Origin of the sequence: Emticicia sp. BO119 (assembly GCF_013912375.1) — a bacterium.
GTDB lineage: Bacteria > Bacteroidota > Bacteroidia > Cytophagales > Spirosomataceae > Emticicia.
This window is the reverse complement of sequence record NZ_JACETV010000006.1, coordinates 15537-42531: the sequence shown is the minus strand read 5'-3', so window position 1 is coordinate 42531 and position 26995 is coordinate 15537. Positions and strand designations below refer to the sequence as shown.

Sequence of the window (26995 nt, the reverse complement as noted above, 5' to 3'; positions counted from 1 at the left end):
GTTTTAAGCATTTTATTTCATCAACTAATTCCAAAATCGATTCCTTTGCCAGTTGTGCCGAAGTCGTCAAATTTATTAAGCATGAATTTTACGTACTCTTCCATCAGCACTTTGCCCGGTGTTGTAGGAGCAAATTGCTCAGGGGTATCTCTGAAAAATTCCCGTACTACTCTTGTCCAGAGTAAACGGGTATCAGTAGCTATATTAATTTTGCATACACCTAAACTGATTGCTTTCTGGATTTCAGCCATTGCCACCCCTTGCGCATCGTCTTTTAATGCCCCTCCGGCATTATTAATCCTACGAATTTCCTCAGGATTGACTGAAGAACCTCCATGGAGTACTAATGGAAATTCGGGTAAACGCTGCTGAATTTCCTCTAATATATGAAACTGAATCCCTTGCTTTCCTTTGAATTTATATGCTCCATGACTGGTTCCGACGGCAATTGCCAGGCAGTCGCAATCGGTGGCCTTGACAAATCTTTCTACATCTTTTGGATTAGTATAAGATGATTTTCCGGCTTCGATTACTATATCATCTTCAATACCTGCCAACACACCCAATTCAGCTTCTACACTTATTCCCTTCGCATGGGCTCTGTCTACTACTGCTTTAGTGCGAGCTACATTTGTATCAAAATCATCATGCGAAGCATCAATCATTACTGAGGTATAGCTTCCGCTATCAATCGCATCATAGATATGTTCTTCTACGCCATGATCTACGTGTACGGCATATACCACTTTTGGATAAATCTTAGCTGCGGCTTCAATCATGGCAATGAGCATTTTGGGGTGCGCATAATCACGGGCAAAAGGGGTGGTCTGTACAATAAATGGAGCATTGGCTTTTTGCGCAGCTTCAAAGAGGCCATGGACTTCTTCCATATAAAATACATTTACGGCAGGAATTCCATATTTGCCATAGCACTTTTTAAATATTTCTTTGGTTGTTAAAAGCATTTTGAAAATTTTGTGGTGCGAACCGAGCAACGGTTGGGTCTCGGTCGCAGTAAATGGATATTACTAATTTAAGGTTAATTTAAATACTCTTACCAGAAAGCCGTGTATAAAGCTACTAAAATACCACAGATAAGGGTGCTATAAATAATAAATCCGGTAGTGAAATTGGGTTTTGGTATGCCTATATCCATACCTTTGGTATTGTCTGTGTTTTTAGAAGTCAGACTTATTGCTACCATAATAGCCACAAGAATCAAGAATATAATACCCATACGGTCAAGGAAAGGAACATCTTCATACCAGATTTTTCCGCCCAAAGATAATGGAATAGTCAACAATGCAGCGATTAAGGCAGCTGTACCTGTAGTACGTTTCCAGAATAAGCCTAAAAAGAAAATAGCAAATACACCCGGCGTAATAAAACTTGAGTATTCCTGTACGAACTGATAGGCCTGGTCAAGCACACGTAGTTGTGGGGCAATCAAGGCGGCAATACCCATAGCCACCCAAACAGCGATGCGACCTACTCTTACCAGATGTTTGTCTGAGGCATCGGGCCTGATATAAATTTTGTAAATATCTAATGAGAATATCGTAGATATACTATTCGCTTTACCTGCTAATGAAGCCACAATAGCGGCAGTTAAAGCGGCAAAAGCTATTCCTTTTAAACCTGATGGGAGTAAATTTAGCAGAACCGGGTAAGCATGGTCTGGTTTCACCACTCCAGTGGCATCTAACATTTCTTTCTGAAAAACGCCGTTCTGGTATAGTACAAATGCTGCGATACCGGGAATAACTACAATTAGTGGAATTAATAATTTTAAGAACGCTGCAAAGACAATCCCTTGACGGGCTGTTTTTAAATCAGCTCCTAATGTGCGTTGTACAATGTATTGATTACAACCCCAATAGTTCAGGTTATTGATCCACATAGCACCTATAATTACTGTCAAGCCTGGAAGGTCTTTGTAATAAGGGCTTGTTTTAGGGAGAATCATATGGAAGTGAGAATCAGTTTGCTGTTTTAGTGTACCAAAAGCACTTAAAATATTGGGTTTATCAAAGTGTTTTGCCACTAAATCCATCGCTAAATAAGTAGTTATAAGCCCACCGAGAACCAAAACTATTACCTGAATCACATCTGTATAGCCTATTACCTTCATGCCACCAATTGTAATAATAATGGCAAAAACTGCCAAGGCTATAATTGAAAGATTAAAGTCTACTCCCGCAGTTACCTCCAAAGCTAAAGCCCCCAAATACAGAATAGAAGTCAGATTTACAAAAACATAAAGCAAAAGCCAGAAAACCGCCATCGTTGTTGCAACCACAGGATTATAACGCTGACGAAGAAATTGAGGCATAGTATAAATCTTGTTTCTGAGATATACTGGCAGAAAAAAAACTGCAACTACTAAAAGTGTAGCAGCCGACATCCATTCATATGAAGAGATAGCTAAACCAATGGCAAAGCCTGAGCCAGACATACCGATAAAGTGCTCTGCCGATATGTTAGAGGCAATCAATGAGGCACCAATTGCCCAGAAGGTAAGAGAACCCTCTGCCAGGAAATAGCCATTGGCAGTATTGTTGTCTGCATTCTTTTTCTTAAATACCCAGTATCCATAGCCAAGTATGAGCACAAAGTACAGAAAAAATACTATATAGTCGAGCGTGTGTAAACCTGGTGTTTCCATTCGAATAATACTCTGGTTATAGGGTTGAATAGCTGTATTTCAGGCACTCTGTGACATTTATGCCATTAGAGCATTGAGTATTTCTTCTACTCTGATGGGTTTTTCTTCCTGACAAGATTGTTTAGCGGCAATGGCGATTGCTGTAGCCATCAGTCCATCATGTGCACCTACAGGTACGTTTTCGCCCGATAATATACATGAAACAAAGACGTTGATTTCGTTTACATAAGACTCGGCGTATCTTTCTAAAAAGAAATTGAGTGGCAATGATAAATGCCCACCTTTTTCATTATAATATTCGTGTGTATCAGGGGTATTGTTCTTTGTTTGGGTCATACCTCCTGAACCGAAAACTTCAATGCGCTGGTCATAACCATATACGGCTTTACGGCTATTGTCAATTACTCCGATTGCCCCATTGGCAAAAGTAAGTGTAGTGATAGCTGTATCAATGTCACCTTCGTCTCCAATACGGGAATCGACTAATACTTTACCTTTGGCATAAACCTCTACTACGTCACTATTCATTACATAGCGTGCCATATCAAAATCATGAATAGCCATATCCATAAAAAGGCCGCCAGATGATTTTACATATTCTATTTGCGGAGGATTCGGGTCACGGCTGGTAATTTTAAGGATGTGAGGGTCACCTACTAATCCACCATGAACCATCTCTTTTACTTTCAGAAAGTTGGCATCAAAACGACGGTTAAAACCTAACATTAACTGCACATTGGCTAACTCGACAGCTTCTTTAGCAGCTAATATCTGCTCAATATTTAAATCAAGGGGCTTTTCACAGAAAATATGTTTGCCATGTTGGGCAGCCAAAATCGTATATGGTACGTGCGATGGAGTAGGGGTACAGATAATCACGGCATCAACGTCAGGGTTTGTCAATACCGATTCGGGACTTGTAGAAACGTTTTCTACGCCGTGTCTTCTGGCAAAATCCAGTAGATTTTCAGATATGTCAGCCGCAGCAACAACTTCTGCATTTTTTATTCGGGTAGCTATATTAGCAAGGTGTATCTGCCCGATCCGGCCAAGCCCGACAATACCGATTTTTAAAGTATTTTTCATTCAATTTTATATAGGTAAGTGTACGAATAGTTCTGTTTTATTAGTAGATTCATCAGAATTTGCGTGTCCATTCTTTCAGCCAGCGTTCAATTACCACTTTGGTTTGTGTAAAGAACTCAACAGAGTGCATACCCTGCCCATGTAAGTCGCCAAAGAAGCTGTCTTTCCAACCAGAGAAAGGGAATTGAGCCATAGGGGCAGCTACCCCGATATTAATACCGATATTTCCGGCATCGGCATCATGTCTGAATTTCCTGGCATTGGCACCGCTACTGGTAAAGATACAGGCGGCGTTGCCATATTTGCCACTATTGATAAACTCAATGGCTTCATCTACATCGTTCAGGTGCATTAAAGACATGACAGGTCCGAAAATTTCTGTTTGCGCCACATGACTGCTCAATGGAACATCTTCTAAAATGGTTGGTAAGATAAAGTTACCGTTTTCATAGCCTGATACTTTCGCATTGCTACCATCAACCAGCAATTTTCCTCCTTCTTTCACTCCTTGTTGAATCAATTGTTCAACTCTATTTTTGCTTTCAGCAGTTATTACCGGACCCATCAGGCTTTTTTCATCTAATCCAAAGCCTGTTGTGCGGCCTTTGGCTGCTTCAACCAGGCTTTCGGTAATTTGTTTATGGTCTCCAACAGTGATAATTGTTGAGGCTGCCAGACAACGTTGGCCTGCACAACCATATACACTATCCGTTATAATCTGGGTAGTCATTTCTATGTCAGCATCCGGTAACACCAATACCGGATTTTTCGCACCACCTTGCGCCTGTACTCTTTTGCCATATAAAGCACCTTGCGAATACACATAGCGAGCTACATTACTCGACCCTACAAAACTGATGGCACGGATAACCGGGTGTTGTAAAATACCATCAACTACTTCCTTTGTACCATGTACCAGGTTGATTACACCATTTGGCAAATCCAGTTTTTCCATCAGTTCCACTACCTTGGTCATGGTAAGTGGCACTTTTTCTGATGGTTTAATGATATAAGTATTTCCACAAGCAATGGCGTAAGGCAAAAACCAAAACGGAATCATTCCCGGAAAGTTAAATGGAGCAATACAGGCACACACGCCTACAGGCTGGCGAATCATAAATTCATCTACTCCTCTGGCAATATCTTCCGAGAAGGTTCCCTGCATCATAGTTGGGATACCACAGGCGTTTTCAACATTTTCAATGGCACGTTGCATTTCTGCTTTTGCTTCACCAAAAGTTTTACCACTTTCTAAAACGATGGTTCTCGAAATGTCGTCAATATTATCTTCTAAGAGTATTTTTAGTTTAAAAAGGTATTGTACCCTGCGGTGGGCCGGAATGTTTCTCCATTCAGGAAATGCTCTGGCAGCAGCTTCGGCTGCTTTTTGTACATCCTGTACTGAACCCTGTGGTACTTGCGCTATCACCTCCTGATTGGCAGGGTTTTTCACATCTAACATTCCTTCTGAGTAGCTACTTACCCAATGTCCGTCTATATAGTTATTTAATTTTACCATTTATTTTAAAAGAATTTTTCTGAATAATTATAGTCCTCCTTTGCTATTGGCAAAAGCTATCGCTTCTTCAAGTGTTGCCATAAAATTGGCACAACCATGTTTGGTTACCATAATTGCCCCCGTAGCATTGGCCATTCTTACAGCCTTGTACAGATCCCAGCCTTGCAGATAACCGTACATAAATCCGGCGGCAAATGAGTCCCCGGCACCTAATACATTAATTACTTCTACCGGAAAACCGGGTACTTTTATCTCGTCTTCACCTTGCCGGAAAATTGAAGCACCATCAGCCCCACGCTTCACAATCAGGTTTTTTACGCCTTTATTTAAAATCTCCTGAATTGCATTGTCAATATTGCCTCTGATTTCAGGCGCGGATATTTGCTGATGCTTGATTTCTAATTGTTTGGGATCAGTCATAAAAGCAGCAAGAATTTCCTCTTCTGTACCCAGGACAAAATCCATGTAAGGAAGCGCGGCTCTGATGGTTACCCCAAAAGCTAAGGGATCAAACCATTGGTCAGCACGGAAGTCGATGTCGAGTGCCGTTACGGCTCTATGCTTTTTAGCTTCTTCAATGGCATAAAACATAGCTGTACGGCTGGGATCTTTACTAAATGCCGTACCTGAAAACATAACCGCGCGATATTGTGAAATATCAGCCTGACGTATATGTTCGAGATTGATCTGAATATCGGCGCAATTATCACGGTAATAGACTAAAGGAAACCTGTCAGGTGGTTCAATTCCTAAAATAACTGCTGAACTACGAGCAGTATTGATGGTTGGGATTGATGAAGTATTGATTCCTTCTTTATCTAAAAAATTAAGAATGAATTTCCCTACCTGATCGTTGCCAACGGCTGTTAAAAAGGCTGTATTCAAGCCTAAACGTTTACAACCAACGGCAATATTCAGAGGAGAGCCACCCACAAAAGCACCAAAGGAGGTAATATCAACAAAAGGTGAACCTATATCATTAGAATATAAATCAATAGATGAACGTCCTATTGTCAGAATATCGTATTTTTTAGTTTTTTCTTGCATGTAAATCAGTTATACGTTCATGTCGGCTGTTACCAATGGTAATCTGGGGTCTTGTGTTTTCCAGGTACCATAAATCCATTCATGGTCGGGGTCATTAGTAGCTGTGAGAACCTGGTCGCTTCCGGCTAAAAAATTAAGATAGTATGCGTGATACCCATGACAGGCAGCAACCGGATGATAACCTTCAGGAACCAAAACTGCCTCATTATTGCGTGCTCGAATGATTTCATCTAAACTTCTATCATAGGTATATACCTGTTGAATGGCATAAGCCTGCGGAGACTGGAACTTGTAAAAATAGATTTCTTCTAATTCGGCTTCAATGAGTTTCCCGTCCTGATCCACAATCCTTTCATCATGTTTATGCGCCGGAAAAGAACTCCAGTTACCGGATGGAGTATAGACCTCTACACAAACAATTTTATGACAAGGCGAACCGGGTTGTATAAGACTGTTTATCTGGCGGTTAGCATTATCGCCCCCTCTAAATTCTATTGCACACTCATCGGGCTGTTTCAGATATGGCTGAAAATCCTGATCGGTAACTACCCAGGAATAGGCAATATCGAGCGTATCGCTGGTTGCAATAAGTGTGAATTTAGTATTACGGGGTAAATAAAGGGTATGAGCAATGCCGCTGAAAACATCTTTGCGTCCGTTGGTTACCTCCCAGGAACCTTTGTCTGAATCTACTTTGAAATTCCCCCCTAAAATCACTATCGCCATCTCATGATCCGTTGTGTCATACTCCCATATTTCACCGTTTTGCATGAGCCTTGCACCAAAATTCAGGTATTTCCAGCCAACTTCATCGGCTGTGAAGTTTTGATAAATTGGGTTTTGTTGTGGCTTAACTAATAGATTCTGGTCTTTCATACAAAGGTGGTACAGCTAAAAAGCAGAATTTAGGTTATTCTTTATTTATAACTTGTATAGACAAGTTAGGGCAAAATTAGGTTTTCTGTCTGGTATAGACAAGTTTTAAAATGGCAATAATTGTATATTAGACAAATAATAGTTACAATAGTATTATATAAAGACTAAATATAAAAATATTTATTTTTGCAAACGTTTCAAATCGTCGTGCAAACGTTTTAAATTGTTTCAGTAAAAATAAGATATTCTGACAGGGGTTTTCGGGATCAAGATTTTGACAGATTCGGTAATTATGGAGGAATTTTTAAAATCTGCTTAATATTAAAGAATGCCGAGTAATTTTAGGAGTATGTCGACTTGCCTGAAAGTATTTTGCCATGTATGCCCATCTTTGTTGAACTTAATTAAGTTAATATTTTGTTAAACCCTGAAAAATACTTGTAGGTAAATAATATGTACCTACATTTGTTTCTTAATCAATTCACTATTATTAATTAAAATTACAAAGACTAATGAAAAAAGCAGTTGTTTTGGTATTTAGCCTATTGGCGTCAGTTAGTTCGTTTGCTCAGACTTGGTCAGTTGACAAAGCACACGCTAAAGTAAACTTTACAGTAACACACTTGATGTTATCAGAAGTAGATGGTACTTTCAGAAGTTTTGATGCGAAACTTACTTCGTCTAAAGAAGATTTCTCTGATGCAGTTTTTGAATTCACAATTGATGCAAAAAGTGTAAACACCAATCAAGAAAACAGAGATGCTCACTTAAACAGAGCTGATATGTTTGATACAGAAAAATATCCGACTATCACTTACAAAAGTACTGCCATCAAACCTGTAGGTCCTAAAAAATTCCAATTAACTGGCGATCTGACAATTAAAGGCGTAACAAAACCTGTTACAGTAGACCTTACGTTAGTTGGTACCGGACAAAACCGTCAGGGCAAAAAATTAGCTGGTTTCAAAGCATCGGGTACTATCAAACGTACTGACTTTGGTGTTGGTGCTATGCCTGCAGCAGTAGTAAGCGAAGAGGTAGAGTTAAGAGCTAGTGGTGAATTTGTAGCCAACTGATTTTAAATAAATTGTTAAAAAGAGACTTCCTGTTAGCAGCAAGTCTCTTTTTTGTTACATTTACTTTCAGAAATTGTCTAAGTTAAATTTTAAACATCTATTACTTATGAAAAAAACATCTTTACTACTAAGCTTACTGACCCTGTTTGTCTTCAGCTTTTTGAATGCCAGCGCGCTTGACAAAGAGCAAATGGTAAAGGAGTGGGAGAGAGCCAAAGCCTACACTAAATTATATCTGGAGACAATGCCAGACGACGGCTATGATTTTAAACCATCTCCTGATATACGTTCTTTTGCGCAACAGTTGCTACATCTGGCAGATGCGAATTATAACTTTGCTGCTTTGGCAAGTGGTATAAAAAGCCCGGTTGAAAGAGGAGCTTCTGAAAAATCGGAAGACAAATCAAAAGCGGCAACAACCAAAATGGTATTAGATAGCTACGATTTTGTCATTAATGCCTTAAAAGGTATGACCGACGAGCAAATGAAAGAAATGGTGAAATTTGGGAATAGAGGGGATATGAGCAAAGAAATGGTTTTTGCCAAAGCCTTTGAACACCAAACTCACCACCGAGGGCAAACCACGATTTATATTCGAATGAAAGGTATAAAACCACCGAATGAAATGTTATTCTGAGCAAAATACAGCCCGTCTGAAGATTTCTTCGAACGGGTTTTTTATTTTAGCAAATACCTTGAATAAATATAAAAAAGACCGAACAAAAGTATTTCTTTTGACGTTTTATTATTAGAAAAATCCAAAATTGCTTCGGCTACAAATACTATGGAACCTAATATTCCTGATACTTCCCAAAAGCGCATCGTGATTGTTGGTGCGGGTTTTGGAGGTCTGGCACTTGCACAGAAACTTGCTAATCGAGATGTTCAGATTGTACTGATTGATAAGAATAATTACCACCAGTTTCAGCCGCTTTTTTATCAGGTAGCTATGGCTGGACTTGAACCCAGTTCAATCTCTTTTCCTCTTCGTAAAATATTTCAGCGAAAGAAAAACGTGCATATCCGTATTACTAATGTTACAAAGGTATTGCCTGAAAAAAATGTAATACAAACTGATCTGGGAGAGATAAAATACGATTATCTGGTATTAGCTATGGGAGCAGGTACAAATTTCTTTGGCATGAAAAATATGATTGATAATGCTATACCGATGAAATCGGTTTCTGAAGCTATTTACTTGAGGAATAGAGTATTACAGAATTTTGAAGATGCTTTGACGGCTGAAGATACTGAAACCCGTGAAGGCCTGATGAATATTGTTGTGGTAGGTGGAGGACCAACTGGAGTTGAGGTTTCGGGGACATTGGCGGAAATGAAGAAAATCATTTTGCCAAAAGATTACCCGGAGCTTGACTTTAATATGATGAAGATTTATTTGTTTGAGTCTTCACCAGAAGTATTAGAGGTAATGTCAGATGAAGCCTCGGCTAAAGGAAAAGAATACCTCGAGCGTTTAGGTGTGATTGTAAAAAATGGCGTAAGAATTACTGATTTTGATGGTAAATATGCCTTTACGAGCACCAATGAAAAGATACGAACCAATAATGTTGTATGGGCAGCGGGGATTAAAGGCAATACAATTGAAGGGTTTGCACCTGAAATTTTTGGAAGAGGTGCCCGTATGAAAGTAAACGAGTTTAATCAGGTGGAGGGTTTCAGGAATATTTTTGCAGTGGGGGATATTGCTATCATGAGCGGAGATGAGAAGTTTCCGAACGGACACCCACAAATGGCACAACCGGCTATTCAGCAAGGGAAGCTATTAGCAAAGAATATTATTAAAATAATGAGGGGTGAATCGCCAGAGGGATTTAAGTATAATGATTTAGGCTCAATGGCAACCGTCGGAAGGAACCTGGCAGTAGTAGATTTACCTTTCTGGAAGTTCCAGGGGGCTTTTGCCTGGTATGTCTGGATGTTTGTTCACTTAATGTCGATTTTAGGTATTAAAAATAAACTAATGGTATTTATTAACTGGCTATGGAGCTATGTAACTTACGATCAATCTCTGAGGCTGATTATCAGACCTAAGACGAAGGTTAGTAATTCTTAAATGAATATTCAGAAAGAGAGAGAAGGGTACTTTTCTCTCTTTTGCTTTTTTGCATAATCATGAGGCATATTTATATTTTTAGTGGCTTAGGTGTGGATGAAAGGGTATTCAGATACTTGGATTTTACTGGATTTGATATAACTTTCATTAAATGGATAAAACCTGAGGCAAATGAGAATATTGCAGATTATGCAAAAAGATTGACTACACAGATAAAAACTGAAAATCCTATTTTAATTGGTCTGTCATTAGGAGGAATGATGGCAATGGAAATAGCCAAGTATATGAATATTGAAAAAATTATCCTGCTTGCGTCTGCCAAAACCTGTAAAGAGATCCCTTTCTATTATCGCTGGGCTGGTTATTTAAAATTACACAAGATTTTACCTGCTAAATTGCTGAAGCGCTATACTTTTATGAGCGATTGGTTTTTTGGAACAGAAGAGAATGAACACAAAGCAATGCTTTCTGAAATCCTAAAAGACCTTGATGAAGTTTTTTTGAGATGGGCAATTGATAAAATTGTCTATTGGAAAAATCAAACTATATACCCAAATATTATTCATATTCACGGTGATAATGACCATATTCTACCCTTGAGTTTCGTTAACGCTGATATTGTCATAAAAGGAGGAGGTCATTTTATGACTGTAACTCAAGCAAAAGAACTTACTGCAATACTTAAGGAAAATCTTTCTTAAGGTATTAGTGACAAAACTACTGTCTTTTTATAAGAAATTATGAAAATTATCAGATATTCTATAAATTCAGAAGTTTTTCAACCTTATATAAAATAATTAACCTATTCAACCGATACTCATGAAGAAAATACTACTTCTCCTTTGTTTCAGTATTTACGCGTTTGCCCAGAAAAACTCTTCTCTTCCACGAAGTACACCCGAAGCGGAAGGGGTTTCAAGCGAGGGTATCAATCAGTTTTTAGAAGCTGCTTCCAAAAGCAAGCATGAGTTTCATAGTTTCATGATTGTGCGTCATGGCAAAGTAGTAGCAGAGTGCTGGTGGAACCCTTATCGGGCAGATTTAAAACATACGATGTACTCTTGCAGCAAAAGCTTTACTGCTACGGCCGTAGGATTTGCAGTTTCTGAGAAAAAGCTTACCGTGAATGATAAAGTTATTTCTTTCTTTCCTGATGATTTACCAGCAAAGGTTAGCCCAAATCTTGCAGAACTTAAAGTAAAAGATTTGTTAAGTATGAGTGCCGGACAAGTACCAGACCCCACAGGGCCTGTGGCAATGAGCGATAACTGGGTAAAAACCTTTTTAAGTACGCCAATTGTTAATGAACCTGGGACTAAATTTTTATATAATTCAGTAGCAACGTATATGCTGTCGGCAATTGTTACTAAAGTAACCGGTGAAAAGATTGTAGATTATCTGAAACCAAGATTATTTGACCCACTTGGCATTGAAGGTATTGATTGGGAGGTTAGTCCACAGGGAATAAATACAGGTGGATGGGGTTTAAGGGTAAAAACCGAAGATATGGCAAAATTTGGTCAGTTATTCTTACAAAAAGGGATGTGGAAAGGCAAACAGATTTTACCTGCTTCATGGGTAGAAGAAGCTTCAACCATGAAAATCATGCAAGACCCAAGTGCACCGCAGGCTAAGAAAGATTCGAGTGATTGGCTACAAGGGTATTGCTACCAGATGTGGCGTTGCCGGAACAATGCTTACAGAGGTGATGGTGCTAACGGACAGTTTATTATTGTAATGCCCGACCAAGACGCTGTCGTATTATTAACTGCCGAAGCGCCGGATATGCAATCTGAAATTAATCTGGTCTGGAAATATATTTTACCAGCGTTTAAACCAAAGAAATTACCTTCTAACCCGAAAGCATTAGCGAATCTCAGAGAAAAAACCAGTCAGTTAGCCTTATCAATTCCACAAAAAAATGCAAGTTCTTCTTTAGAAGCAAAGATTTCGGGGAGAACTTTTGGAGTAATTGCTAAAGACAGATCACTCGAAAGTATCAGTCTTGATTTTAAAAATAATGTTTGTTATTTAAGTTTAAAAACAGATTCAATTACCCATCGTATCCCATTCGGCAAGGGTAAGTGGGAATATAGCGAAACAACTAAATTCGGGCCTTATTTAGTTGCAAGAGCTAAGGCTAACCGGAATAACCTGCCTCCTTTTAAAGTAGCAGGTAGCTACACATGGAACGACGATAATAATTTAGAATTAACTCTCCGATATATTGAAAGCCCGCATACTGAGACTATCAAATGTACCTTTGATGGGGACAAAGTGGCTATTGAGTTTGCCAATATTTTCAGTAAATCAAGCAAAAAAGGAGTTTTGAGAAAAAATCTGGCTAATCCTCCTAAGCTGATTGTCAGGGGCGATGATATGGGCTTTTCTCACTCGGGTAATGATGCTTTAATAAAATGTTACAACGAAGGAATTGAAACTTCTATAGAAGTAATTGTTCCTTCGCCCTGGTTCCCTGAGGCGGTTAAATTATTAGAACAAAACAAAACAGTTGATGTTGGGTTACATTTTGCTATAACAGCTGAATGGGATAATATTAAATGGCGTCCGCTGACTGATGCTCCAAGTTTAAGAAACAAAGACGGTTATTTTTATCCGATGCTCTTTCACAACAATAATTATCTGCAACAGGCCGTAATGGATAATGCCTGGAAGGTAGCAGATGTCGAAAAAGAATTGAGAGCTCAGATAGAAATGGCTTTAAAATATATTCCAAGACTAAGCCATATCTCCGGGCATATGGGAAGTACGGGGTTTACGCCAGAAGTAAAAGAAATGACAAAAAGAGTAGCTAAAGAATACAATCTGGCTATGATTGACACTGATTCTGGAATTAATTACACCGGGTTTGATTTCAGAAATAAAACTACTGAAGAGCGTATTGAAGCATTTATTACTCTGTTGGATAAACTGGAAGAAGGGAAAACATATGTGTATGTTGAGCACCCGGGGCTTGATAATGACGAACTAAGGGCTATTTACCATATCGGTTATGAAGATGTAGCCAAAGGCCGTCAAGATGTAACTAATATCTTTACAAGTGAAAAAGTGAAAGAAGCCATTGAACGGAAAGGTATTCAACTGGTGAGTTATAAAGATGCGATTAAAGCTATGAAGAAATAGCTTTTTAAGTTATTAAATATTTTTGGTGCTTAGAGACAGGGCAATGCTCTGTCTCTACCTTTTTTGAAGAGATTAAATTACTTTTAAATTAAAAGTCTTACTTAGTTTTCTCAAATATTAAGTATATTGTTCACTTAAAACCTTATCAACAATACTACTTTTGAAGCATGAAAAAACTCGTATTACCTGTTGCTTGTATTGTCTCGTTAGGTCTGGGTGCTTTTATCACTAAAGTTATTGAAAATCCTCCTATAACTATCGAAGTGATTAATCAGGCTGAAAAGATTTTAGGATTAGATTTTACTGATGCAGAAGCGGACTCGATGATTAACGATTTGAATGATAATCGGAAAGATTATGAGAGTATCAGAAAAATTCGGTTGGACAATAGTGTTGCTCCGGCTTTATACTTTAACCCATTACCAGTAGGTTTTGAATTTGAAAAAGTGTACCTGCCATTCAAGGCCTCGCAGATTGGGGCAATCAGTGTGCCTGCTAATCGTGATGATTTAGCTTATTATTCGGTGCGAGAGTTAGCCGAGTTAATCCGTGCAAAAAAGATTTCTTCTGTCGAACTCACCAGGTTTTTTATTGAAAGATTGAAAAAGTATGACGGAAAGTTGCATTATGCAATTACCATTACTGAAGACCTTGCTATGAAACAGGCTGCCAGAGCTGATAGCGAAATAAAGGCAGGGAAATACAAAGGCTTGCTTCATGGTATTCCTTATGGCGCGAAGGATTTATTGGCTGTAAAAGGTTATAAGACTACCTGGGGTTCGGTACCCTATAAAGATCAGGTGATTGATAAGGATGCAATAGTGATACAAAGATTAGAAAAAGCAGGGGCTGTGCTTTGTGCTAAACTGACTTTAGGAGAATTAGCTATGGGAGATGTATGGTTTGGCGGCAAGACGTTGAATCCCTGGGATTTGAATAGGGGTTCAAGTGGTTCATCAGCAGGTTCAGCTTCATCAGTTGCAGCAGGGTTATTGCCTTTTGCTATTGGAAGCGAAACCCTTGGTTCGATTGTCTCTCCCTCAACAGAATGTGGTACTACAGGCTTACGTCCTACTTACGGTAGAGTTCCTCGTACCGGGGCTATGACTTTAAGTTGGAGTATGGATAAATTAGGGCCAATTTGCAGAACGGTAGAAGACTGTGCCATTGTATTTAATGCTATTCAAGGGGTAGACGGCGAGGATTTTACCTGTATTCAGGCACCATTCAATTATGATGGTACCAAAGGCTTAAAAGGCATCAAAATTGCTTATCTGAAAGGCGATTTTGAACGTAAATACCCAACCAAAAGTATGGATTCAATGAGTTTGGTTATTCTTCAGAAATTAGGAGCAGAATTAATTCCTATGGAATTACCTGATTTACCTTCAAATGATATAAGCTTTTTGCTTGGAGTAGAAGCTGCCGCTGCCTTTGACGAATTGACAAGGTCTGGTAAAGATGATTTAATGGTGCGTCAGAATAAAAATGCCTGGCCTAATGCTTTTCGTTCAGCAAGATTTATTCCTGCCGTAGAATATATTCAGGCGAATCGTCATCGTACTTTGCTAATTCAGGAAATGGAGCGTCGTTTAAAGGGTATAGACGTGTATCTGTCACCATCTTTTGGGAGAAACCTGACTTTGACTAATCTTACTGGCCATCCTTGTGTGGTTTTACCTAATGGGTTCAGAACCGAAGGAAGGCCAACCAGCATTACATTTATGGGGAAACTATTTGGAGAGGCTAAACTACTACAAGTAGCCAAAGCCTATCAGGATGCGACAGATTTTCACAAAAAGCATCCAAAACTTTAAATTATTTTATCCGTCGTCTCCAACTAAATAAGTATATACATCCCATTACCATACAGATTATCAGGAGGTTTGAGATATTTTTAACTACTTCCTGATAATTTGTCTGAATAGTTGAAGTATCTAACTTATCAATGCCAGCAAATATATCTTCTGAAGTACCAGACTCTTTATCGGCTATGGCTTTGCCCAGGATTTTTATCTTTATTTTTGATTTGAGCGTATCGTAAGATTCAGTTTTAGTATTAAAATATATCCAATAAAAATATTTGCTCAAGGCTTGCTGACCCGAATCTTTAGGAACTACCCGATAACGAAATTCCTTTTCCTGAATAGTGAAATCGTTATTATGTATTTCCTTTACTTCTGGGGGGTAAAAATCGAAGAAGCTATCGTTGGAAGGAGATGAAACACTAACAGTAGAAAAATTACCCTGACCTACTATCCTGAAGCTGTAGTTGAAGCTTTTGCCAGTATTAATTTTTCTGGTTTCAATCTGCTCAACCAAATTAAAATTACCTGCTACTACTTTATCTTTTAGCGGATGTTCGGGTAAGTTCAGTACTTTGACCGTGAAAGGCTTATTTGTGAAACTAATTGATTCCTTTTCAGCATTATTTTTTTTACTTTGATCCATTCTCAGCTCCACAGCAGGAATTTTCACCGGTTGATTATTCAGCGGGAAATAAATGGCTTCGAAAAACTTATAGGTTAAATACTTTTTGCCATTTATTGTACGGTGACCTTCTACAATTTTTGTAATATTGATTCGTTCTTCTAAGCAATCCGGTGATTTTATTTTTTTTGCAATTAGATCAACCTGAGCATTGAGATCATCAGGGAATCCCATTTGCATGGTATTGGTTTCTGCAATATAAAATGCGAGTGATACTCTGAATCCTTCTCCTACGTAAACTGTACTTTTATCAACATTCAAAGCCAGAAAGGCATTATCTTTTATATTCTCTAAACTAATTACCTCATTATTTTCTTCTTCCGCTTCATCTTTGGGGGGGGTTACCACTATAGTTGTTGATTCAGATTCGTATATCTTTCCATTGACAGTTAATTCAAAAGGGGGGATCCGAAAAGAGCCTTCCTTAATAGGGGTATAGTTTTGCGTAATAGTGTGAGACTGACCTTTAGCGTGTATTATTTTTCTATCTGCTTTGGTAAAGCCCTGTATTTCGGGAAAAATACTTACATTTGATTTATCGTTGCCCGTAATTATTACGCTAATCACTAAATTCTCGTCAATCAGGAGATTCTTTTTCCCGAATCCTATTATTACTTCTTCCTGTGCCTGAGCAAAAAAGCAACTTGAAAAAAAGAAAATGATTGAAAGAAATATGTATATTCGTTGGTTCATCGTACAAAAATAGATACTATTCTGAATGATTAATATGATTCTCTTTATTTTTAAGAAAAAACGTTTTCCTCTTATTTTAATTTTATCGATAACTACTGTAAAAGCCCAATGGATTAAACAAGAAGCCGGAACTGATGCTTCTTTTCGTTCTATTAGTGCAGTAAGTAGTAAAGTAGTATGGGCTGGTGGAACCAAAGGAACTATACTTAAAACAACTGATGGCGGGCAAAAATGGCAGGTGTTGAAAATAGAGGGGGCAGAAACTTTAGATTTTAGAGACATATATGGTGCAAGTGCAAAAATAGCCTATGCCATGAGCGCAGGTGATGCAGATAAAGGGGCTGCCAGAATATATAAAACTAAGGATGGAGGGAAATCTTGGAAGATCATTTTTCAGACTACTGAAAAAGGAGCATTTTTTGACTCTTTTGATTTCTGGAATGAAAAAGAAGGGATTTTAATTGGAGACCCGATTGATGATAAACCTTATATTTTGCGAACTTCAGACGGTGAAACATGGATTAGAATAGCTAAAGAAAAGCTCCCCACAATTAAACAAGGAGAGGCTTCTTTTGCCGCGAGTGGTACTTGCGTAAATGCACGAAATGAAAATCTGGCCTGGATTAATACACAAAGCAGGGTATTTTATACAACTGATAAAGGTGAAAGCTGGCAAGTAGTAGAAACGCCTTTCAAGCAAGGAGAGACCTCTGGTATTTTTGGTCTGCACTTTTATACGGATAAAGATGGTATTGCTACCGGAGGTGATTATAAAGAAGATAAAAAAGTAGTGGATAATGTAGCTATCACCCATGATGGCGGAAAAACCTGGACTTTAACGGAGCGAGCAAACCCGGATGGATTGAAAGAATCGGGTTGGGTATTGACAGATAAGAGCCTATTGGTAGTGGGTACCTCTGGAACAGGTATATCGGCAGATATGGGTAAAACATGGAACGCCGTCGATACTGAGGCTTTCCATGCTATATCCTGTTATAAAAATGACTGCTGGGCTATTGGTGCAAAAGGTAATCTGGCCAAATGGAAAAAATGAAACCATTCTGAAATTAAAAACTATTTATGTCTTTCATCTAATTTCAGTTGTATATAGTAAGACACCAGCAAACCCAGACCGCCAAAGAATAAAATCAATGCAGGATACAAGGCCTCTGAATCTTTGTTTGTTACATTCTGGAATATATTAGCTATAAATATTCCTAAACCAACACCCATAAATAAGCAACCCCAACGCAAAGCAGAGGCTGGGTTTACTCGCATACTACCTTTTTGTGGTGGGGTAAGACCTTTTTCAATCATGGCCATTCGTTCTTCATTTTCAAATTTTCTTAAAATAGCCAGCAGACCTGAAATACAAACAATTGCGGTTACTGGAACAACTAAAGCTACTGCAGGAGACATAATGTATTTATTTTTAAATGTGAAACAATATTTTGGCATAGGATGCAGATATTTTATTTGAGGTTACAAGCCATTTAAAAAAATATTTTCTCTAATAGAGTGTAACGTTTTTTAGAAAGCTGCATCAAATGGGATAGTGAACGACGAACAAAAAGATATTACCCTACTTAAGCGTATTCAGGCAGGTGATAGGTTAGCTTACAAAGAGTTAATTAATCGCTACAAAGACTATGCGTTTACTGTTGCATTTCGTATCTTAAATAGCCGGGAAGATGCAGAAGAAATAGCACAAGACGCTTTTCTACAAGTATATAGGAATGTTAATACTTTTAACTTTGAAGCTAAATTTACCACATGGTTTTATAGGATAGTTTTTAATGCGGCTTTGATGCAGAAACGAAAAAATCGTATCTTTACAGAAGATATTGATACGTCGACACAGGCATCGATAGTAAGTAATATGAGTGATTCGAGCGAAGAAATCAGAAGAAATGAACGCCAGAATGCTATCAGACTGGCAATGCAACGGCTTCAGGGAGATGATGTTTTACTAATAACTTTGTTTTATCTGAAGGAGCAGTCTTTAGAAGAGATTGCGGCCATTACTCAAATCAGCGCAGAAACTGCCAAGGTAAAGATTCATAGGGCGAGAAAACGGCTGGCAGAAGAAATGAAAAAACACTGGAAAGAAGAAGTAAGAAGTTTAATATAAAAAAGCGGGCAGGTGCAGAGCGTAAAATTAAACAAAAGAATTATGCTGACAGACGAACAAATATTTGATATTCTTGATGGAGTTGCTGATGCAGAAGTTTTGCAACAGCATATTCATCTTTTGGCTGATTCAGTAAGCTATCAGCAATATTTTAATGAATTAGCAACTATTCACTTTGAGTTGGCAGAAATGCCATTGGAAAAGCCATCACTCAATTTTACGGCTAATGTATTAGAGATGCTATCGAATGAAGAGCCAGCATTTGTATTGGCTAAGAAAAAAGCATGGAGTGCAAAATGGACGTATGGGTTCATTGGAACAATGCTTGTAGTATTATTAACTACCATCCTTGTTGCAATATTCTATCAACCAACAGTTGTAATAACTGTAGAGCAGCCTAATGAAGTTTTAGAGTTTATTAACGGTTTTATGACAAGTTATTTTACTCAAATTGCGATTTTATTAAATCTGATAATATTATTGGTACTTTTTGATAGAAAGGTATTGCAACCCTATTTCAAACATCGCAGAATTACTTTAGGTTAATTCCATCAGAAAGCTAAAACCGTGTTTTTTAAAACCTAAGGACTCATAAAATCTGTGTGCCTGTTCCCGTCGGAGGTTGCTTGAAAGACTCATTTTATAGCAACCTTTTTCTTTGGCATATTCAAGGGCATATTTCATCATTTCTTTTCCGATTCCTTTTCCTTGCAGGCCCGGCAATACGCCTACATCTTCAACTACTGCCGATGGGGTGCCCATATGTGCCATGTTTTCCATTACTAATAGGGCAAAAGTGCCAACAGCCACATTGTCAATTTCAGCAAGAAAAACATGATAATCTGGATAAAGGCTTTGCTGAATAAAAATCTTTTGTGCTTTTTCTACTGAAAGCACTCCATTATTGTCTAAAGCTGCTGCATAGATGCCAAGAATGGTAGGCACGTCGGCTATTGTGGCCAGACGGATGGTCAAATTCATGCGATTAAGGAAACGTTTAATTGAAAACAAAAGTTAATAGAACAAAAGAATAATTCAAAATTGGAGACGAGAAAAAATAAAAAGGGAGATTCGCATTTGCCACCGTTGAAAACAGAAGATTATTATATGGAGGGTGATTTAATGGTTTTTACCGATATATATCACAAAAAAAGGGGATATTGTTGCAAGAGTGGGTGCCGGCATTGTCCTTATGGATTCAAAAAAAAATGACTGATACTTTTTTATTTCCAAAAAAATTACGAATTTTGCACTCCCGTTTAGGAATTATCTTTTTTTCATAGAAAATATTAAATAAGACAATGGCAAAGGTTTGTCAAATCACTGGTAAAAGAACGCAAGTCGGTAACAACGTATCGCACGCTAATAATAAAACAAAGCGTAAGTTTTTCCCAAATCTTAAAACCAAGAAATTTTTCCTTGAGTCAGAAGGTGTATGGGTTTCATTGAAAGTTTCTACTTCTGCTCTTCGTACAATCAACAAAAAAGGCTTAGAGGCTACTTTAGTTGATGCTGCTCGCAAAGGTACATTGGCGTTGTAAGATATAATCTGGTTCACAGATTGAAAAGCATGGCTCGGAGAGTCATGCTTTTTTTAGTTTTATTTTGTACCTTGTCTTTGTAAATCATTTTTTATTATCTACATGCTTAAATTATTTGAGGAATCTACGGCTTATATACAATCGCAGACAGGAGATTTCAGACCACAGTTCGGAATTATTTTAGGAACAGGTTTAGGAAAGCTTACAGATGAAATGGAGGTGGATTTCACGCTTAATTATAGTGATATACCTCATTTTCCGATAGCAACGGTTGAATTTCATAAGGGGAAATTGTTTTTCGGCACACTCAATGGTAAAAAAGTGGTGTGTATGCAAGGCAGGTTTCATTACTATGAAGGTTATTCCATGCAACAGGTTACTTTTCCGGTGCGGGTAATGAAAATGTTGGGCATTGAAAGATTATTTGTTTCTAACGCTGCCGGAGGACTAAACCCTACCTACAAGGAGAGTGATTTAATGATTATTGAAGACCATATTTCATTGTTCTTACCTGAAAACCCATTGGTAGGAGAGAATATGATGGGCGACCGTTTTCCTGATATGAGTGAGCCCTACGAAATGGAAATGGTAGAAAGAGCCTTGTTAATAGCTACACAAAACGGCTTAGAAGGACTTCATAAAGGTGTGTACGTGAGCGTGGCAGGACCGAACCTTGAAACTAAAGCTGAATATAGATTGCTACGAATGTTGGGTGCTGATGCAGTTGGAATGAGTACTGTCCCGGAGGTTATTGTAGCAAGACAAATGGATATTCCTGTTTTTGGTATTTCTGTGATTACTGATATGGGGATTCCTGAGTTATTGCAAAAAGCAGAGCTTAGCAGAATTCTTGAAGCTGCTTATCGGGCTGAACCTACAATGACTTTTATCATAAAAGAATTAATAGGGAGTTTATAAGATATAAATAAGAAAGAGTATAAACACAATTTATACTCTTTCTTATTTATATCTTAAATTATATTTCAAGCAAAAATCAGATTCTTCATATAAGCTGCATCTGTTTCTGCTGCTTTTAATGGAGTTGTTCCGTCAAAACGTTCCTGCTCAACAATAAAATAGTCTACTCCATTCTGTTTAGCTACATTTAATAATCTTGGAAAATCAATTTTGCCTGTGCCTAAAGTAGTTGAGAATGAGAAAAGAGGATCTTTTACTTTTTCTTTTTCTGTTATTTCAGCAACTTTCACATCGGAATATATATCTTTTACGTGTACGAGGCGGAAACGGTTTTTGTATTTAGTAAGCCATTCTTCCGGATTTTCACCTGCAGCTACTACCCAATATAGGTCTGCTTCAAAATCAACTAATTTAGGGTCAGTACCTTCTAAAAGGATAGTTTCAGGCATTGAACCATCTGCGAATTTCTTGAACTCAAAATTATGATTGTGGTAAGCAACTCTTATTCCTGCTTTATTAGCAATCTCTCCCTGGCGATTCAATCCTTCTGCGGCTCTTTTCCATTCATCAGCTTTAGTCAAACTACCTAAAAAAGGATTGATTAAGTATTTCATACCTATACTTGCTGCATCATCAACTAATTTTTTGAATTCGCTTTCAGTTTCTTTTTTCATGGTATAATCAGGGTTGCAGTGGGTACTTATCAGATTACTACCAATATCGTCCATTAGTGTTTTAAATTCTTTGGCTGTCATTCCCCAGAAAACGCCTTTATCGCCCTGAAAACTCTCTATTTGTTTATAGCCGTAGCTTGCCAGTGCTTTCAACACGCCTTTCGGGTCTTTAATAAGGTCTTCTTTTACGGTCCAGAGTTGAATTCCAAATTCTTTTACTGAGGGTTCGGCTACCATTGATGAAGTAGCAGTTGAATCGGCACTTTTTTCTTCTGTTTTTGACGAGGGAGTACATGACCATAATTGATTGGCTAATAAAGGAGTAGCTGCCAACAGGCCTGTGTTACGTAAAAAATTTCGACGGTTCAGTTTCATAGTACTTATAATCATGTTAAGGGGTTAGAAACAAAGGCTACTTGGATTTTAAGGAAGGTAAATGTAAATATAAAATCGTAAAAACGTTTTCTTTAAATGCTATATTTTCTTCTTTTGTCAAAGAATAAGAATTTAACAATAGAATATGTACGCAAAAGTATTTTTACAGGCAGGTAAAGAACAGGTAGTTAAACGGCTACATCCATGGGTATTTTCAGGGGCAATTGCTAAAACAGAAGGACAACCTGATGATGGAGATATAGTAGAAGTATGTGATAAAAAAGGTAATTATTTAGCTACCGGGCATTTTTATAAAGGGAGTATTACCATAAAAATTTTCTCGTATGAGCAGGTTACTGTTGATGAAGATTTCTGGTATAAAAAGCTAAATAATGCTTATGAGCTAAGAAAAAATATACATCTCGATGCTCATACGACCTGTTATCGGTTAGTACATGGTGAGGGTGATGGTTTTCCGGGGTTGATTTTAGATTATTACCAGCAGGTGATTGTTTTTCAGGCACATACGATTGGTATGTGGCGTGAAAAGGAAAAAATAGTCAATGCACTAAAAAGGGTGTATGAAAATGGTTTGGTAGCGATCTATGATAAAAGTGCAGAAACGTTGCCCGATGAGTTTTCAAAAACCGTAAGCAATACATATCTATTTTCTGAGGGAGACACTGACTATATTTTACCTCATTCGGTACTGGAAAACGGTCATAAATTTTTGATTGATTGGGTAACCGGACAAAAAACAGGTTTCTTTCTTGATCAAAGAGATAATCGGACATTATTAGCAAAATATGCCAGAAATAAGAGGGTACTTAATGCTTTTTGTTATTCAGGCGGCTTTTCTATTTATGCTTTGCAAGCCGGAGCTGAATGGGTACATTCTGTAGATGTTTCGAAAAAAGCGATTGAATTAGTGAATCAGAATGTAGTAGCCAATTTTGGTGAAGTTGATAATCATAAAGCCTATGTCGAAGATGTAATGGGCTTTTTGAAACAAAATGACCAGATTTATGATTTAATCGTGCTCGACCCTCCAGCTTATGCTAAAAGCATCGCCAAACGTCATCAGGCCGTACAAGGGTACAAAAGATTAAATATAGAAGGTATCAAACGCTTAGCTAAAGGAGGGATTCTTTTTACGTTCTCATGCTCGCAGGTGGTTGATAGAGAGCTTTTTTATAATACTATTGTTTCTGCTGCTTTGGAAGTGGGAAGACAAGTAAGAGTATTACATCAGCTCACACAAGGGGCAGATCACCCCGTGAATCTTTTTCATCCTGAAGGAAGTTATCTGAAGGGATTGGTGTTATTTGTAGAATAGGGATTGGGATAATGTTTGCTTACGGTAAATCCTGTAAGCAAACATTATATGTATGTTGATCTGAAAAATTCTGAAAGATCATTAACGGCCGAAATCGTCTTGAACTCTAACAATATCCTCTTCATTAGATGGATTTTCGGGGTCGGTATGCTGCCAGATTTCTGCAATGATACCCCACTGGTCAAGACCGATTAAACGGTGTCTTTCGCCTTGTTTCAGGTTAATAATCGTTCCTAAAGGTAAGGTTTGTATATCGTTTTCCTGATCTGTATCGCTTGTAACTACGCCTGCAATGCCACCAACCACTTTCCAGATTTCAGCCCTGCGAAAATGATATTGCCATGAAAGACGTTTATCAGGAGCAACTATCAGGATTTTTGGACTTAGTTTTTGCCCAACGCCAAAATCGTTGATAGTTAAATGTGGGAAGTATGTTTGGATAAATTTAGGTGCCTGCGACTCATCTAATACAAAGAAACCACCCCATGGACGGCTCTGATCCTGATTGGCAATAGTGAAGCCTAAATCGGTAATTACTTTTTCTACCTCTTTAAAAACAATGTTTTTTTCTGTATCTGCCGAAAAATTCATGAGATGAAAAGATTAATGGATATATTTAAGAATTAGTTTTGCAGGCAAAATTAAGTATTGTTAGAAAACTATTAGCTACATGATTGAAAAAATCATGAGAAGCCATGATGCAAGTTGAAAAAATAGATACATTTACAGGGCACAGAGACTGTGTATATGCTTTAGAGAAATCAGGAGAAAACCACCGTTTTTTTTCGGCTGCGGGAGACGGCTACGTAGTAAGGTGGAATCTGCAAAAACCTGATGTAGGGGAATTAATTGCGAAGGTGAAAAACTCAGTTTATGCGTTAGCTTATGTACCAAAGCACAATCATTTATGGATAGTTCAAAATCAGGAAGGTATTCATATCATCGACCTTAATACCAAGCTGGAAATCGGTTCACTAAAGTTAGCTCCAACGTTATATTTCGATATTCAATTATACGATAACCATGCTTTCGTTGCAGGTGGTAATGGCGTTATATCGGTAATTGATATTGAATCACTTAGTTTTCGTAAACATATTAAAGCATCGGATTCAAGTGTGAGATGCCTGGCAATCAACCCCATTGAAAGAGAATTAGCCGCAGGATATAGTGATAATACGATTAAAATATTTGATTTAAAGACATTTGAGTTAAAGAAAGTAATTGCGGCACATAGTAACTCTGTATTTACCATCAGATATTCACCTGAGTTTACTTTATTGCTATCGGGGAGCAGAGATGCCCGACTAAAAATATGGAATGTGGATCAAAGTTATACTTTGGAGGAAGAGATAGTTGCGCATACTTTTGCTATTAATCATTTATCGTTTAGTCCTGACGGTCAGCGATTTGTTACCTGCAGTATGGACAAGTCAATAAAGGTGTGGGATGCTGAAACAATGAAGTTGTTAAAGGTAATTGACCGTGCCAGACACGCCGGGCATGGTACCTCTGTAAACAGGGTTTTATGGTCAGATTATGAAAAACAAATTGTTTCATGTAGTGATGACCGTACGATTTCAGTTTGGAAATTACTTGAATAATACCCTTAAGTAAAAAATATATAATCAAAATCTTAACAAAATAGTTATAGTAATAGCGTTATAATATATTAGCAAATTAAACCTGTTTTAATTACTGACTTTCCTTGCAAAATCGAAGAAAATAATCTGAATCAAGAGTACCGATAGTTTTTTTATTAATTTTGCCTTAATATTTCCATAAAACATTGACAAAATGAAAATTACACCGCTCGAAATACGCCAACATGAATTTGAAAAAACTTTCAGAGGCTACAACATCGAAGAAGTTGATAATTTTTTAGCAAATCTCTCGCAGGAGTGGGAACGCATACTTAACGAAAGCAAGATGCTCAGAATGCAACTTGAAATGGCTGAAAAAGAAGCAAGTAAGCTTAGAGAGATTGAAATGACCTTATTTAAGACACTTAAAACAGCAGAAGATACCAGTACCATGATTACTGAACAGGCTAATCAACAAGCCGATAAGCATATTCAGGAGTCTAAGCTAAAAAGTGATGAAATACTTCAGGAAGCTCGTGCTAAAGCCGAAGAAATATTGCGTGATGCCCATACCAAAGCGAAATATATAAAAGATGAAGTTTTGGGAGAGGTAAAGGCACTGGAGAGAGATTTTAAGGCAATGGATCACTACAAGACTAATCTGCTGGTACAGATGCGCAGCCTTTCTAATGCTACTTTAGAACATGTGCAACGATTTGAAGACAAATTCGACAAAGAAGGTATTAATAAAAAAATTCTGGAAGCCTCTAATATACTATCAGGTGGTATAGAGATACCAGATTTAAGGGAAGATGAGCCAGAGGTGCCTGAAACGGAAGCAATTGTTGAGGAACTGATTGAAAGTGAAGAAATGTCTGTGGAGGAGTTACCTGAAACAATATCAGAAGACGGCATGGAAGAATCTTCAGAGGAGATTACTGGTGACGAGACTGAAGAGAGAGTTGAAGAAACTTTGCCTGAAATTGAACAGGAAGACCAAAAAAAGGAAGATGTTGCTTTTCAATCATCTGCGAATGATATTATAGAAGACGGCCCAACTGAAGAGTTTGCGGAAACAGAGGAGCCAAATCATAATTTGATACAGGACATTCAAACTCCTATTGTTCAAAAAACTTCAGCTACAGAATCTTCTAAAGTTGATGAATTAGACCTTATTGAAGGAATAGGTCCAAAAATTGCAATGTTATTGTATGATGCAGGCATATTTACTTTCAAAGATCTGGCTACTACTCCCGTTTTCAAAATTCGTGAAATACTGGAAAATGCCGGCCCTCATTATGCTATGCACGACCCAAGTACATGGGTAGAGCAAGCTTTACTTGCAGCAGAGGGACGTTTTGAGGAATTAGAAGAAATGAAAGGCCGTTTGGTTGGGGGTAGAATAGTAGAAGATGTAGAAGAGAAAGGTATTGATAGCAATGTAGCTTTTTTTGATACTATCGGTGCAACGAAAGAAGAAGAGAGCGATGTCAAGACTGAGGAGCATGAAATTCCTGTTAGTAAAGCTGAAGATTTAAAGGAAGAGCCTAAACCCATAGTTGACAATAATATTGAGTCTATTACAGAAGAAATGCTTGAGAAAGTTAATAAAGTAAAAGCAGCTATTCGCAAGGCTATGGTTGAGAAATCAGATAGTCAGGCAAAAGACAGTACTCCATTGCCAACGGTGAATGACGTAATTGGCAAAAGTAATGACAATGGCAGCGGAGGCTCATTCTTTGATAATATCTGATTTGTATAATTCAAGTT

Annotated in this window: 26 protein-coding genes; 15 read left to right on the top strand and 11 right to left on the bottom strand. The window is 37.8% G+C overall.

Annotated features, from left to right (window positions below; genetic code table 11):
- Positions 1 to 20: 20 nt before the first annotated feature.
- The 6 genes from H1R81_RS18705 to iolB form a co-directional block, all read right to left on the bottom strand.
- The gene (locus H1R81_RS18705; protein WP_181842282.1) at positions 21 to 965 is read right to left on the bottom strand and encodes a class II fructose-bisphosphate aldolase; all 945 of its coding nucleotides are present in this window, start codon (positions 963 to 965) and stop codon (positions 21 to 23) included.
- A gap of 89 nt (positions 966 to 1054) precedes the next feature.
- Entirely contained in the window at positions 1055 to 2665 is a 1611-nt protein-coding gene (locus H1R81_RS18700) for a sodium/sugar symporter (protein WP_181842281.1), read from the bottom strand.
- Positions 2666 to 2722: 57 nt separating this feature from the next.
- Positions 2723 to 3751: an inositol 2-dehydrogenase gene (iolG, locus tag H1R81_RS18695; RefSeq protein ID WP_181842280.1), complete on the bottom strand. Its 1029-nt coding sequence runs from the start codon at positions 3749 to 3751 to the stop codon at positions 2723 to 2725.
- Between the two features lie 52 nt (positions 3752 to 3803).
- The gene (locus tag H1R81_RS18690) at positions 3804 to 5270 is read right to left on the bottom strand and encodes a CoA-acylating methylmalonate-semialdehyde dehydrogenase (protein WP_181842279.1); all 1467 of its coding nucleotides are present in this window, start codon (positions 5268 to 5270) and stop codon (positions 3804 to 3806) included.
- A 27-nt stretch (positions 5271 to 5297) separates the two neighbouring features.
- Entirely contained in the window at positions 5298 to 6317 is a 1020-nt protein-coding gene (iolC, locus tag H1R81_RS18685; protein WP_181842278.1) for a 5-dehydro-2-deoxygluconokinase, read from the bottom strand.
- Positions 6318 to 6326: 9 nt separating this feature from the next.
- Positions 6327 to 7193: a 5-deoxy-glucuronate isomerase gene (gene iolB, locus H1R81_RS18680; RefSeq protein ID WP_181842277.1), complete on the bottom strand. Its 867-nt coding sequence runs from the start codon at positions 7191 to 7193 to the stop codon at positions 6327 to 6329.
- Between the two features lie 512 nt (positions 7194 to 7705).
- On the opposite strand from iolB, the gene H1R81_RS18675 reads away from it, so the two are divergent.
- The 6 genes from H1R81_RS18675 (at position 7706) to H1R81_RS18650 (ending at position 15304) form a co-directional block, all read left to right on the top strand.
- Positions 7706 to 8269, top strand: a complete 564-nt coding sequence (locus tag H1R81_RS18675; protein ID WP_181842276.1) for a YceI family protein — start codon at positions 7706 to 7708, stop codon at positions 8267 to 8269.
- Positions 8270 to 8375: 106 nt separating this feature from the next.
- Positions 8376 to 8906, top strand: coding sequence for a DinB family protein (locus tag H1R81_RS18670; RefSeq protein WP_181842275.1), 531 nt, complete (start codon positions 8376 to 8378; stop codon positions 8904 to 8906).
- A 147-nt stretch (positions 8907 to 9053) separates the two neighbouring features.
- Positions 9054 to 10343: an NAD(P)/FAD-dependent oxidoreductase gene (locus H1R81_RS18665; RefSeq protein ID WP_181842274.1), complete on the top strand. Its 1290-nt coding sequence runs from the start codon at positions 9054 to 9056 to the stop codon at positions 10341 to 10343.
- A gap of 59 nt (positions 10344 to 10402) precedes the next feature.
- The gene (locus tag H1R81_RS18660; RefSeq protein WP_181842273.1) at positions 10403 to 11044 is read left to right on the top strand and encodes an alpha/beta fold hydrolase; all 642 of its coding nucleotides are present in this window, start codon (positions 10403 to 10405) and stop codon (positions 11042 to 11044) included.
- Positions 11045 to 11162: 118 nt separating this feature from the next.
- Positions 11163 to 13487, top strand: coding sequence for a ChbG/HpnK family deacetylase (locus H1R81_RS18655; RefSeq protein ID WP_181842272.1), 2325 nt, complete (start codon positions 11163 to 11165; stop codon positions 13485 to 13487).
- A 167-nt stretch (positions 13488 to 13654) separates the two neighbouring features.
- Positions 13655 to 15304: an amidase gene (locus H1R81_RS18650; RefSeq protein ID WP_181842271.1), complete on the top strand. Its 1650-nt coding sequence runs from the start codon at positions 13655 to 13657 to the stop codon at positions 15302 to 15304.
- A 1-nt stretch (position 15305) separates the two neighbouring features.
- Here H1R81_RS18650 and H1R81_RS18645 read toward each other — a convergent pair whose 3' ends face one another.
- The gene (locus H1R81_RS18645; RefSeq protein ID WP_181842270.1) at positions 15306 to 16670 is read right to left on the bottom strand and encodes a BatD family protein; all 1365 of its coding nucleotides are present in this window, start codon (positions 16668 to 16670) and stop codon (positions 15306 to 15308) included.
- A 25-nt stretch (positions 16671 to 16695) separates the two neighbouring features.
- Here H1R81_RS18645 and H1R81_RS18640 point away from each other — a divergent pair, with 25 nt between their 5' ends.
- The gene (locus tag H1R81_RS18640) at positions 16696 to 17724 is read left to right on the top strand and encodes a VPS10 domain-containing protein (protein ID WP_220275262.1); all 1029 of its coding nucleotides are present in this window, start codon (positions 16696 to 16698) and stop codon (positions 17722 to 17724) included.
- Positions 17725 to 17744: 20 nt separating this feature from the next.
- On the opposite strand, the gene H1R81_RS18635 is transcribed toward H1R81_RS18640, so the two are convergent.
- On the bottom strand, positions 17745 to 18089 hold the full coding sequence (locus H1R81_RS18635) for a DUF6249 domain-containing protein (RefSeq protein WP_181842268.1): 345 nt from the start codon (positions 18087 to 18089) through the stop codon (positions 17745 to 17747).
- 136 nt (positions 18090 to 18225) lie between these two features.
- On the opposite strand from H1R81_RS18635, the gene H1R81_RS18630 reads away from it, so the two are divergent.
- The gene (locus tag H1R81_RS18630) at positions 18226 to 18801 is read left to right on the top strand and encodes an RNA polymerase sigma factor (RefSeq protein ID WP_181842267.1); all 576 of its coding nucleotides are present in this window, start codon (positions 18226 to 18228) and stop codon (positions 18799 to 18801) included.
- Positions 18802 to 18843: 42 nt separating this feature from the next.
- Positions 18844 to 19347 carry a hypothetical protein gene (locus H1R81_RS18625; RefSeq protein WP_181842266.1) on the top strand — a complete coding sequence of 168 codons (504 nt, stop codon included), beginning with the start codon at positions 18844 to 18846 and terminating at the stop codon, positions 19345 to 19347.
- On the opposite strand, the gene H1R81_RS18620 is transcribed toward H1R81_RS18625, so the two are convergent.
- A complete protein-coding gene (locus tag H1R81_RS18620; RefSeq protein ID WP_181842265.1) occupies positions 19339 to 19782 on the bottom strand; it encodes a GNAT family N-acetyltransferase in 444 nt (147 codons plus the stop codon). The genes H1R81_RS18625 and H1R81_RS18620 overlap by 9 nt on opposite strands.
- Before the next feature lie 60 nt (positions 19783 to 19842).
- Between H1R81_RS18620 and H1R81_RS27480 the strand changes: the two genes are divergently transcribed.
- The 3 genes from H1R81_RS27480 to H1R81_RS18605 all read left to right on the top strand — a co-directional run bounded on the left by H1R81_RS27480 (position 19843) and on the right by H1R81_RS18605 (position 21260).
- Positions 19843 to 20013 carry a DUF5522 domain-containing protein gene (locus tag H1R81_RS27480; protein ID WP_181842264.1) on the top strand — a complete coding sequence of 57 codons (171 nt, stop codon included), beginning with the start codon at positions 19843 to 19845 and terminating at the stop codon, positions 20011 to 20013.
- An 89-nt stretch (positions 20014 to 20102) separates the two neighbouring features.
- Entirely contained in the window at positions 20103 to 20342 is a 240-nt protein-coding gene (rpmB, locus tag H1R81_RS18610) for a 50S ribosomal protein L28 (RefSeq protein ID WP_116985525.1), read from the top strand.
- Between the two features lie 102 nt (positions 20343 to 20444).
- Positions 20445 to 21260, top strand: coding sequence for a purine-nucleoside phosphorylase (locus tag H1R81_RS18605; protein WP_181842263.1), 816 nt, complete (start codon positions 20445 to 20447; stop codon positions 21258 to 21260).
- Positions 21261 to 21325: 65 nt separating this feature from the next.
- On the opposite strand, the gene H1R81_RS18600 is transcribed toward H1R81_RS18605, so the two are convergent.
- Positions 21326 to 22324 carry a sugar phosphate isomerase/epimerase gene (locus H1R81_RS18600; RefSeq protein ID WP_229251172.1) on the bottom strand — a complete coding sequence of 333 codons (999 nt, stop codon included), beginning with the start codon at positions 22322 to 22324 and terminating at the stop codon, positions 21326 to 21328.
- Between the two features lie 130 nt (positions 22325 to 22454).
- Here H1R81_RS18600 and H1R81_RS18595 point away from each other — a divergent pair, with 130 nt between their 5' ends.
- On the top strand, positions 22455 to 23645 hold the full coding sequence (locus tag H1R81_RS18595; protein ID WP_181842262.1) for a class I SAM-dependent rRNA methyltransferase: 1191 nt from the start codon (positions 22455 to 22457) through the stop codon (positions 23643 to 23645).
- An 81-nt stretch (positions 23646 to 23726) separates the two neighbouring features.
- Here the strand turns inward: H1R81_RS18595 and H1R81_RS18590 are convergent, their stop codons facing one another.
- Complete coding sequence (locus H1R81_RS18590; RefSeq protein ID WP_181842261.1) at positions 23727 to 24236, bottom strand: phosphoheptose isomerase; 510 nt, start codon at positions 24234 to 24236, stop codon at positions 23727 to 23729.
- Positions 24237 to 24340: 104 nt separating this feature from the next.
- On the opposite strand from H1R81_RS18590, the gene H1R81_RS18585 reads away from it, so the two are divergent.
- Entirely contained in the window at positions 24341 to 25246 is a 906-nt protein-coding gene (locus H1R81_RS18585) for a WD40 repeat domain-containing protein (RefSeq protein WP_310588095.1), read from the top strand.
- Positions 25247 to 25439: 193 nt separating this feature from the next.
- Positions 25440 to 26978: a DivIVA domain-containing protein gene (locus H1R81_RS18580; RefSeq protein ID WP_181842260.1), complete on the top strand. Its 1539-nt coding sequence runs from the start codon at positions 25440 to 25442 to the stop codon at positions 26976 to 26978.
- The last annotated feature ends 17 nt before the right edge of the window (positions 26979 to 26995 follow it).

Excerpts from the sequence above, each read along its gene's own strand:
- H1R81_RS18705 (WP_181842282.1), bottom strand. The coding sequence starts at position 965 with ATGCTTTTAACAACCAAAGAAATATTTAAAAAGTGCTATGGCAAATAT.
- H1R81_RS18700 (WP_181842281.1), bottom strand. The coding sequence starts at position 2,665 with ATGGAAACACCAGGTTTACACACGCTCGACTATATAGTATTTTTTCTG.
- iolG (WP_181842280.1), bottom strand. The coding sequence starts at position 3,751 with ATGAAAAATACTTTAAAAATCGGTATTGTCGGGCTTGGCCGGATCGGG.
- H1R81_RS18690 (WP_181842279.1), bottom strand. The coding sequence starts at position 5,270 with ATGGTAAAATTAAATAACTATATAGACGGACATTGGGTAAGTAGCTAC.
- iolC (WP_181842278.1), bottom strand. The coding sequence starts at position 6,317 with ATGCAAGAAAAAACTAAAAAATACGATATTCTGACAATAGGACGTTCA.
- iolB (WP_181842277.1), bottom strand. The coding sequence starts at position 7,193 with ATGAAAGACCAGAATCTATTAGTTAAGCCACAACAAAACCCAATTTAT.
- H1R81_RS18675 (WP_181842276.1), top strand. The coding sequence starts at position 7,706 with ATGAAAAAAGCAGTTGTTTTGGTATTTAGCCTATTGGCGTCAGTTAGT.
- H1R81_RS18670 (WP_181842275.1), top strand. The coding sequence starts at position 8,376 with ATGAAAAAAACATCTTTACTACTAAGCTTACTGACCCTGTTTGTCTTC.
- H1R81_RS18665 (WP_181842274.1), top strand. The coding sequence starts at position 9,054 with ATGGAACCTAATATTCCTGATACTTCCCAAAAGCGCATCGTGATTGTT.
- H1R81_RS18660 (WP_181842273.1), top strand. The coding sequence starts at position 10,403 with ATGAGGCATATTTATATTTTTAGTGGCTTAGGTGTGGATGAAAGGGTA.
- H1R81_RS18655 (WP_181842272.1), top strand. The coding sequence starts at position 11,163 with ATGAAGAAAATACTACTTCTCCTTTGTTTCAGTATTTACGCGTTTGCC.
- H1R81_RS18650 (WP_181842271.1), top strand. The coding sequence starts at position 13,655 with ATGAAAAAACTCGTATTACCTGTTGCTTGTATTGTCTCGTTAGGTCTG.
- H1R81_RS18645 (WP_181842270.1), bottom strand. The coding sequence starts at position 16,670 with ATGAACCAACGAATATACATATTTCTTTCAATCATTTTCTTTTTTTCA.
- H1R81_RS18640 (WP_220275262.1), top strand. The coding sequence starts at position 16,696 with ATGATTAATATGATTCTCTTTATTTTTAAGAAAAAACGTTTTCCTCTT.
- H1R81_RS18635 (WP_181842268.1), bottom strand. The coding sequence starts at position 18,089 with ATGTCTCCTGCAGTAGCTTTAGTTGTTCCAGTAACCGCAATTGTTTGT.
- H1R81_RS18625 (WP_181842266.1), top strand. The coding sequence starts at position 18,844 with ATGCTGACAGACGAACAAATATTTGATATTCTTGATGGAGTTGCTGAT.
- H1R81_RS18620 (WP_181842265.1), bottom strand. The coding sequence starts at position 19,782 with ATGAATTTGACCATCCGTCTGGCCACAATAGCCGACGTGCCTACCATT.
- rpmB (WP_116985525.1), top strand. The coding sequence starts at position 20,103 with ATGGCAAAGGTTTGTCAAATCACTGGTAAAAGAACGCAAGTCGGTAAC.
- H1R81_RS18605 (WP_181842263.1), top strand. The coding sequence starts at position 20,445 with ATGCTTAAATTATTTGAGGAATCTACGGCTTATATACAATCGCAGACA.
- H1R81_RS18600 (WP_229251172.1), bottom strand. The coding sequence starts at position 22,324 with ATGATTATAAGTACTATGAAACTGAACCGTCGAAATTTTTTACGTAAC.
- H1R81_RS18595 (WP_181842262.1), top strand. The coding sequence starts at position 22,455 with ATGTACGCAAAAGTATTTTTACAGGCAGGTAAAGAACAGGTAGTTAAA.
- H1R81_RS18590 (WP_181842261.1), bottom strand. The coding sequence starts at position 24,236 with ATGAATTTTTCGGCAGATACAGAAAAAAACATTGTTTTTAAAGAGGTA.
- H1R81_RS18585 (WP_310588095.1), top strand. The coding sequence starts at position 24,341 with ATGATGCAAGTTGAAAAAATAGATACATTTACAGGGCACAGAGACTGT.
- H1R81_RS18580 (WP_181842260.1), top strand. The coding sequence starts at position 25,440 with ATGAAAATTACACCGCTCGAAATACGCCAACATGAATTTGAAAAAACT.